Origin of the sequence: Lactobacillus equicursoris DSM 19284 = JCM 14600 = CIP 110162, from assembly GCF_001434815.1 — a bacterium.
Taxonomy (GTDB): domain Bacteria; phylum Bacillota; class Bacilli; order Lactobacillales; family Lactobacillaceae; genus Lactobacillus; species Lactobacillus equicursoris.
The window spans coordinates 1-8485 of record NZ_AZDU01000058.1; the positions used below are offsets into that span (position 1 = coordinate 1).

Consider the following 8485-nt stretch of genomic DNA (forward strand, 5'->3'; position numbering starts at 1 on the left):
CCTCCGTATTCAATTGTTAAGAACAGTATATTCTTCCTGAACAGGTCACAATAAATCACGCGCTATTGGGGACTTACCATCTAACAATTGTAGGACACTTCATTTATTTAGTGCTTTTTCGCTCAGCTTATAAAGGCCAGGGCTCACTATAAAAAGGAAATGGCCAACTTTGGTTTTTACACTCAACGGGCTTGTAAGAAGCACTGTGTAACATCTTAATGCTTTTTGTCGCAGTTTCTTTCTATATTTTCCCGATACATCTAAGTAGTATTTATCATGAAGTCTCGTACTATATTCCGTATATACAGTGCCTTTCAGCTTTCCTGTAAAGTCGACATTATTATTGTTGCTAAATAGTTCAATTACTTTTTCCCATGCAATAATTTCAGAATATCTTTTCTCATCAAATTGACCATGCAGGGTACTTTCAGGATAGTGAACGTAACAATATAAGGGAAGTTCAATTAATTTGACTCCTCGAGCAACGATTAATGCTTGCGCCCAGAAAAAAGTATCCTCACCAACAAACAATGTTTTATCAAATTTTAGATTTTTAACAATATCTGATCGGTAAAGCGAACTCCAGCATGTTGCACAATAATGTTTATCATAGTCAAAATTAGAATTCAATGGATAATATTCTGCTTTAGCCTCCTCATTAATTTTCCAATTTGTAGGTACATGCTTCCAATCTAGACAATCATATGAACGGCAAGAAACCAACGGCACCTCATTATCCCTGCCTGCTAAATCTATCATTATCTTTAAAAAATCTGGGTGAATAGTGTCATCAGAATCTACAAAACTCACATATTTTCCCTTAAAGTGAGACAACCCATAATTTCTAACTTCAGCAACACCACAGTTAGATTTTAAACAAATCAGCTTAAATCTTTTATCTCCATCAATTATTGATCTGACTATATCTACAGTATTATCCTGTGATTTATCATCAATCACAAGAACTTCAAAGTCACTAAATGTCTGATTTTGAATTGATCTCAAGCAACGTTCTATTTTACCAACTGCATTATATGCTGGAACGATTATTGAAACTCTAGGTTGTTTATCTGTCATGACTTTAATCCTCCATATAATTACTGCAAAAAGTATTTCTTAGTCATTAAGCCTAGTAATAACCATATCAACCAATTCTATTGCGTTACTATTTTTCACACCAATTAAAAGCAACACATACTCAATCACTGAAATACCCACATCAAAGACTATAATTGCAATGGTAGATTCAAATAGTACACTTCCTGCTAAGCAAATAGGTATTATTGTCATAGAAAATAGGATATATAGTAATACATCTTTCCAAAACTTTTTCCCGTAAATGCCTTTAAGAATATCCCTGCAAAAATAAATGTCTAAAAGCATCGAAATAAATTCTGATAGTGAGGTAGTAAAAGCTGCTGCATTTTCAGCAAAAAGAGGAATTAAAATGATATTTAGTATCAGGTTAAGTGACGCTGAAATAATTGTAATAAGCAAAACTTTACTTTCACGTTTAGCTGGAATTAAAACACAACTGGCAAATATCCAGCTGAAAATTGAAAAAACTAGTGCTGGACATAGCAGTCTTAAAGAAGTAACAGCTCGTATATATTTTTGACTTGATAAAAGTAAAACAATTTGAGGAGCCAACATATAAACGCCAACTGCAGTGGGTATAGATAGCAGAGCTAGCACATCGGATATTTGTAAAAGTAAATTACGGAATTCCCGTACTCTTTTTCTTCCCCATAATAATGCAAATCTTGGAATAGTTACAGTTAAAACTGCAGCTATTAAGTTTTTCACAATATTGTACATCTTTGTAGATACTGAATAAATACCAACTACATAATCAGTCTTCATTAGCCCAAGCAAAGTAGTATCTAGACTCAAATAAATAGTTGTAGCAATAGAGGAAGCAAAAATCACCAAAATAGGCTTTATATGCTCTGACCAATTTATGCGTAAAGTTAATCTAATGTCGCAAAACTTCTTAGCATGCAGATAATTCAAAACGTTCGATCCAACTGCTGAAAAGACAGTAATAGCAGCATAATTTAAATAGTCTCCTCGATGTCTAACAAAAATAAATAAAGCAATTATTGATAATATTTTGAAGACTATACTTCTGATTGTAATATAAGTATATTCTTCAAAAATAGTATAAATCCACTCAGTACCTAATGTTGTAAAAATAATCTGAATGCTAAAAATCAAGATACTTGCTAAATAAGCATGTAATTTATTGAAAAGAAGTAAACAAAAAAATAAGAGAACATATGCCCCAATAGTTGAGATTATATTTATTGAAAAAACCTGGCTAGCAAACTCACTTAGCCTCTGACGGTCTCCACGAAATTTTGCTCCTTCTCGTACAGAATATGTTGCTATCCCCAATCCAGCAATTAAAATGAAGTATTGAATAAAGGAATTCGAAAAATTATATTTACCAATTTCTCCAACGGATAGCACTCTCGAAACATATGGAAAGGTTATGATTGGAAAAATAATATTTAATACACTTCTCAAGCCATTAAGAAATGCGTTTAATCCTAAAGATTTATTCTTCACGCTAAAATTCCTTTTCTTTTTACATCTAATCTAAAAAAACAGGTGATTATATTACTAACTATATCACCGTCCTCAAGCTAAAAGGGTTACTTCATATATACTTTAGCCACAATTTTGAATTAGTACGCGTGGTGCTAGTTAAAGAAACTGAAACCATATCTCTATAGGATGTAGCTGATATTGTAAGTTAATACAATTAACTCAACAGTTTGTTGGAAACCATATCTGCTTCTTGTAAGTATATTTTCAATTCCGTAGTACTTTAGTACAGAGAACATTCTCTCGATTGTCTGATGCGTTGCCATCAATGTTCTGTTGTTGTGCTACTTAGCATCTTTCATATTTCTTCAATAAGGCCTTCAAAGTACATAGCCGTTTGTCCTAAGGGTATCATATAGCCGTACCAATGTAGCCTTCATCAGCTAAGACATAGCGCTCTTCCTTGGGCTACGACAAAATGACCTTTAATGCCATAGTGGTAAAGCTTTTGGGTCGAGTTATAGCCAATGTTGGCACGGCTCCCAAAGACTTTAACTCTGCGGTTCCTGATCGGCTGACACAAAGGCATAGGCAGACTGTCGACGATCGTGTATTGATCAGATAGATCAACTCTCAAACGCAATTTATTGACAATCTTGAGAGCGATACCAAGCAAGGCACTAGCTCTGCAATTGAAGCACGACCTAGAGAGACCGCAAAGCTTCAGGAATATTTCCTGACAGAAATTTATAATTTACTTCCACGCTATTATTTTTAAGAATCTCTTTTCATCTAATCCGCCATGCAAATCTATTTTCGAACACCAAGCATGGCGATATAAATACATATAGTACTTCTACTTTTTCTACGCCTTCGGCTTTAATTTTAAACAAGGTGACACCAGTCGAGGCATCATCAACTATCAAGTATTTATAATTTTGACATGTTTGATTTTTTACTGACTATAAATAATGCTAGATTTTTTCAGAATTAAACGCTAGTAGTATAATTGAAATCAGCTTTTGCATTATGACTTATTAATCCCTTCTTCTTTAAATTTTTTCCGTCTACACTTGAATAGTTCTTTCGCAGAATAACTCCCCATAAAAGAATTGAAAAATTCCAGTGCAAAGAGTATAGAACCCCCTCAGACATCCCCCACATTATAAATATAATTATTGGCATCACCCAATAAAGCTTCTTGTTTCTAATAAGTGTAATAATAGTACTAGTATATAAAATTACAAAAATGATAGTCCCTACAATGCCGAATCCATATAACAAGTGAATGTAACTATCGTCAACAATAGAATACTTATAAATGCTATCCAATATATCAAAATCGCCAATGCCACCAAATAAGGTAATAGGATAGTGAAGCATCACTCTAGATGCATGCAGAAATCTGTTACTAGTTAACTGATTAAGTAAATCAAATAGTTGATCAAGATTACCGATCCCCAGATTCATTACATATGGAATTCCGATACTAATTATAAAACCAATTGCTAGACTTATAACCCCAACGAACTTGTAAAGATTAACGAAGGACTTTAATTTTCCAAAGTACTTGATCCCTATCAATAAAAGTATAGCAACAGTCATCAGTCCAATAAAAGTTCTTGATAATGTTAATCTATACGTTGCAAGTGTAATAATTATGATTACGAGAATGTTTTTAAAGGTTATGGATGATTCTTTGATACACACATAAAGTAAAATTAGCATTCCAATTTCAACTGCTAAATTATTGGGGCTATCAAACCCTAAACCATATCCTGTTACGTATAGACCACTCTTAGCAACCTGTACTTTATTTTGAATTACACCATTTAAAGAAAATATTGATCTAAATATATTTATGGCAATTCGCTCCCAAAAGATTAACTTGAAAATAGTACTACGTTGACTTCTGGAGAAAACAATAGCTGACATAACATCTATCAGTAAGGACACATTTGTTTTCCATGCTGTTATCCCAGCAAATAAAAATAAAAATATCAGCCACACAATGTCTCTACCTGTATAGTTTTGTCTAAGTAGCCAAAACAAAAAAATAACTACCATTATACCCAATAAAGCATTTTGAATTTGTTTTGAAAACTGAAATGGTGTATTAACAAAACCAAAGTACAGAGTAAGCAAGGTAAAGTATATAAACGAAATATTAATTTTTATCGATTTAGCCACAGTACTACACCACCTTACCCTTTCAAATTATATGCCAATATAGGAAAATGATACTTCAAAAATGCAGCAAACTTATTTTTGACTGTGAAAGTATTATCTTGTATGAACGTATACCAATATTTATTAATCTTTGTCTTTAATAAAGATGACAGTTCATTTCTCTTAAAATGCACGGCATAGCAATACCAATCTGTCAATTCACGCACATAAATTGCAACCAATCTATTATAATAACTCTGCTTCTTTATATTTTTTTGCTTTAATATAATTTCGTAGACCTTTAAAATGTCCAAACGCTGATCTATTTTTTGTTCATCCAGAGTATGCAATACGCTGTGGTTGTTAATACAGTAATTGTACAATTCTGCATCAGAATACCCAACTGTTTTAATAAGATTAAGATATTGATATACAAAAAGCAAATCTTCACCGACAGAGATATTCTTATCAAAAAGCAAATTATTACTCTTAATAATATCCATCTTAAAAACTTTTGCCCATACACTACCGTAGAAACCGTAGGGATTAATTATTTGTCTATAAGCTTCGTCTTTCGTTAACTCTTTAAAAGAAATTCTATCTGTTATTTTGGAAAATTCCGTATTTCGTGAATAGTTGCCCAAAATCATATCATATCCATAACTCTGTTCAGCGGAAACAAGTGCACCAATTACATTAGGATTCAACCAATCATCAGCATCTGCAAACATCACATAATCGCCCGTCGCTTTACTCAAGCCAAAGTTACGTGCACTGGACACGCCGCCATTGCTAATCGAAAATATTTGAATTCTGTCATCGTGGATTTTCTGCAACACTGCTAAAGTATTATCAGTAGATCCGTCATCTACAACAATAATTTGTAAGTTATCGTAATCCTGATTAGAAATTGAATTAATACATCTACTAATATATTTTTCCCCATTATAAACAGGAACAATTATCGAAACTTTTTGTTGGCGATTGTTTTCAGTACTATAAATTTTCAATTACTTTTTCCCATTCAGACTTAATACTTAAAATATCAAAACGTGCCAAATTATCTTTAGCATGACGGGCAAAACTTGCACGCAATTGATCATCAGTTAAAACTTGCTTCAATTTATTAGCAAATTCAGATACATTTCCATTTTCAACCAAGAAACCATTCTTATTGTCCGTGATTATCTCAGCTGGCCCCTCTTTACAATTAAAACTAACACAAGGCAAACCATTTGCCTGAGCCTCAATTAAGACCAAGCCAAACCCCTCATAGCGTGATGATAATACAAAAACTGAAGACTTCTTGAATTCTTCAGCAATATTATTAGCATACCCCTTTATAAATACGCTGTTTAAGCCCAAATCTATAATCTGTTGCTCCAGCTCTTCCCTTTTTGATCCTTCACCAAAAATATCAAGATGCCATTCAGGGCAATCTTTTTCAATTTTACTCCATGCATCAATAAGTAAATCAAAGCCCTTTTGGTCCTCTAGACGCCCTGCAGCCATCACTCGCTTACTATCTATATCAGCTTGACCTGAAGTTGATACAGCTACAGGATTGTAAATATACTTGATATTTTTGATTCTAGGTAGATTTTGCTTATAATTATTTACATCATTTTTTCCCAAAACAATTAGGCAATCAGCGTGTTTAGCAGCAAGTTTTCTACCAAACTTAACCATCTTGTTAGGAGAAATATAGTAATTAAAATGTTCCCAAGCAATACATTTACATTGTTTGGTTAGTTGCAAAGGATAAAGATACAAATATAGAGCCACATCAACTGCTACAACAACATCAACATCATATTTTTCTATCTTACTGTGAAGTTCTCGAAACACCTTAACTTTACGCAAAATTGTGTTTTTCGTTTGTTCACCATGCAAAGACTCAACAATCACGTGCTTATCAACGTGAAAATAAGGATTCTCGCCTTTCTGACAGCTAAAAATAAAAGTTTGATACTTATCTGATAAAGCATTTGCAATCATCGACGTCACCCGCTCAGTACCACCTTTATTATCCATGTTCATAATTAAAAAGGCTATTTTTTTCATTCCCATCCTCGCAATTTTTTACAAAGTCATCTTTTCATTTCGTGGCCTGCTGATACTTATCTAAATAATATTGCTGAAGCCAGCAAGCTGTATTAGTAACGTCATATCCAGCATTAACCACATAAGATTCCATGTTCGTGTGTACAAGATCGTCTTGGGTAATTTTAATGGCCTTATCTGCCCAAGCAGTTGGCGCTTCATCCAGAGATAAAAAGTGGAACAGCGGACTTATCTTTGCGTCCACAGATACTCCAGTCGAACATAGTACTGGCAAGCCAGCTGCTTGAGCTTCAACAGCCACAATACCCAAGCCTTCAAACAGTGATGGCAAGATGAAAACATCAAATGCTTGATCAAGACGATTGATATCTTTTCGATTGCCTAAAAACTTAACTGAATCTTCCAATCCTAAGTTCTTTACTTGGTCCACAATCTCATTCTTGAGCGGGCCTTCACCGGCTAATAAGAGCACTGAATTAGGCTTTTTCTTTTTAATTTCAGCAAAGACCTGTAATAAGAATTGATGGTTCTTCTGTGGGTGCAGACGACCAACATGACCAACTACAAATTTATCTGACACGCCTAATTCTTGACGAGCCTTCTTGCGAACCTCCTGGTTAAAGATAAATTTCTTGGAATCGATTGAGTTCTTCAAAACATCGAACTTCCGATTCTTGAATAAATACTTACCTGCATCTGTTGAACATGCCATAAAGTCTGTGGCATAAATTGGATAGAGTTTCTGCATAAATAGTTTTAGGTAGTATTTTGAGTCATGCACAGTTTCGTTATTGTGAGAGTGGACAATCCGAACTGGAACACCACACTTTTTGGCAACCTTCAAAACAAAATAGCCAATGCTGTAAGTATGAACATGCACAATCTTATATTTACCTGTCTTCAGAACATTGGCCAAGTTCTTTTGAAACTTTTTTATTTTACCGTCCAGGCGAACAGAATTGTAGTACACTTTCCCACCTAAACTTACAATTTCATCATCATAAAATTGTTTATTAGGATATTCAACAAAGAAATCAAACTGGACTTTGGTGCGATCTATTTTTCGATAATTGTTCATCAAAAGTGCCTGCGTGCCACCAGCTTCCATTCTTTGCAGAATATGTAATACACGAATCGGTTCACTCATTATTAGCTCCTATTTTCAAACAACTTAGTTGAAATGGGTTTCATCTATCATTGCTCTTATCCCAAAAAGCCTTGATGTGATTACCACCATTGGTGTGGATAATATCACCTGAAATGCACTTAGCGGCATCACTCAGCAAGAATCCGGCGACTTCTGCTACTTCTTCGGGCTTGAAAACACGATCAGAAGCACAGTCACGGTACATGTTACCATCTGAAACATCAGCATATTCCTTCGTCATGTCTGATTGAGTCACACCCGGAGCAATACCATTAACTCTGATGCCACTCTTATAAACTCGACGAGACATTGCACGAATCATTGAATTCAAGCCGGCTTTAGTCATCCCATAAGGAATATCATAAGCTTGGTCTGCTGATTCAGAGGTCATTACCAACAATTCACCTGAAGGATTTTCTTCCTTGAGCTTCATTTGTAAAAATTCCTTGCATAAGAAATAATTTCCGCGGTAATTAGTATTGAACTGTCGATCGAACCCATCAACTGTTACGTTAGTAAAAATATTTTGGTCGATTGTATAATCAATTTGAACAC

At 34.2% G+C, this 8485-nt stretch carries 7 protein-coding genes and 2 pseudogenes; all 9 read right to left on the reverse strand.

Annotation, left to right across the window (positions count from 1 at the left end; translation table 11 throughout):
• Positions 1-99: 99 nt before the first annotated feature.
• Positions 100-1077, reverse strand: a complete 978-nt coding sequence (locus FC20_RS08545; RefSeq protein ID WP_008463248.1) for a glycosyltransferase family 2 protein — start codon at positions 1075-1077, stop codon at positions 100-102.
• Between the two features lie 39 nt (positions 1078-1116).
• The gene (locus FC20_RS08550; RefSeq protein WP_039944342.1) at positions 1117-2571 is read right to left on the reverse strand and encodes a flippase; all 1455 of its coding nucleotides are present in this window, start codon (positions 2569-2571) and stop codon (positions 1117-1119) included.
• Between the two features lie 161 nt (positions 2572-2732).
• Positions 2733-2997: pseudogene (locus FC20_RS11065) on the reverse strand (transposase); the annotation flags it as partial.
• 22 nt (positions 2998-3019) lie between these two features.
• Positions 3020-3271 (reverse strand): annotated as a pseudogene (locus FC20_RS11070) (IS982 family transposase); the annotation flags it as partial.
• A 269-nt stretch (positions 3272-3540) separates the two neighbouring features.
• Positions 3541-4740: a hypothetical protein gene (locus FC20_RS08555; RefSeq protein WP_039944340.1), complete on the reverse strand. Its 1200-nt coding sequence runs from the start codon at positions 4738-4740 to the stop codon at positions 3541-3543.
• A 14-nt stretch (positions 4741-4754) separates the two neighbouring features.
• Complete coding sequence (locus FC20_RS08560) at positions 4755-5729, reverse strand: glycosyltransferase family 2 protein (protein ID WP_008463245.1); 975 nt, start codon at positions 5727-5729, stop codon at positions 4755-4757.
• Entirely contained in the window at positions 5716-6783 is a 1068-nt protein-coding gene (locus tag FC20_RS08565) for a glycosyltransferase family 4 protein (RefSeq protein WP_008463244.1), read from the reverse strand. Before FC20_RS08565 ends, FC20_RS08560 begins: the two co-directional genes overlap by 14 nt.
• 34 nt (positions 6784-6817) lie before the next feature.
• The gene (locus FC20_RS08570; protein ID WP_008463243.1) at positions 6818-7930 is read right to left on the reverse strand and encodes a glycosyltransferase family 1 protein; all 1113 of its coding nucleotides are present in this window, start codon (positions 7928-7930) and stop codon (positions 6818-6820) included.
• A gap of 40 nt (positions 7931-7970) precedes the next feature.
• The coding region (locus FC20_RS08575) for an SDR family NAD(P)-dependent oxidoreductase (protein ID WP_156402968.1) at positions 7971-8485 on the reverse strand (515 nt) is incomplete at its 5' end.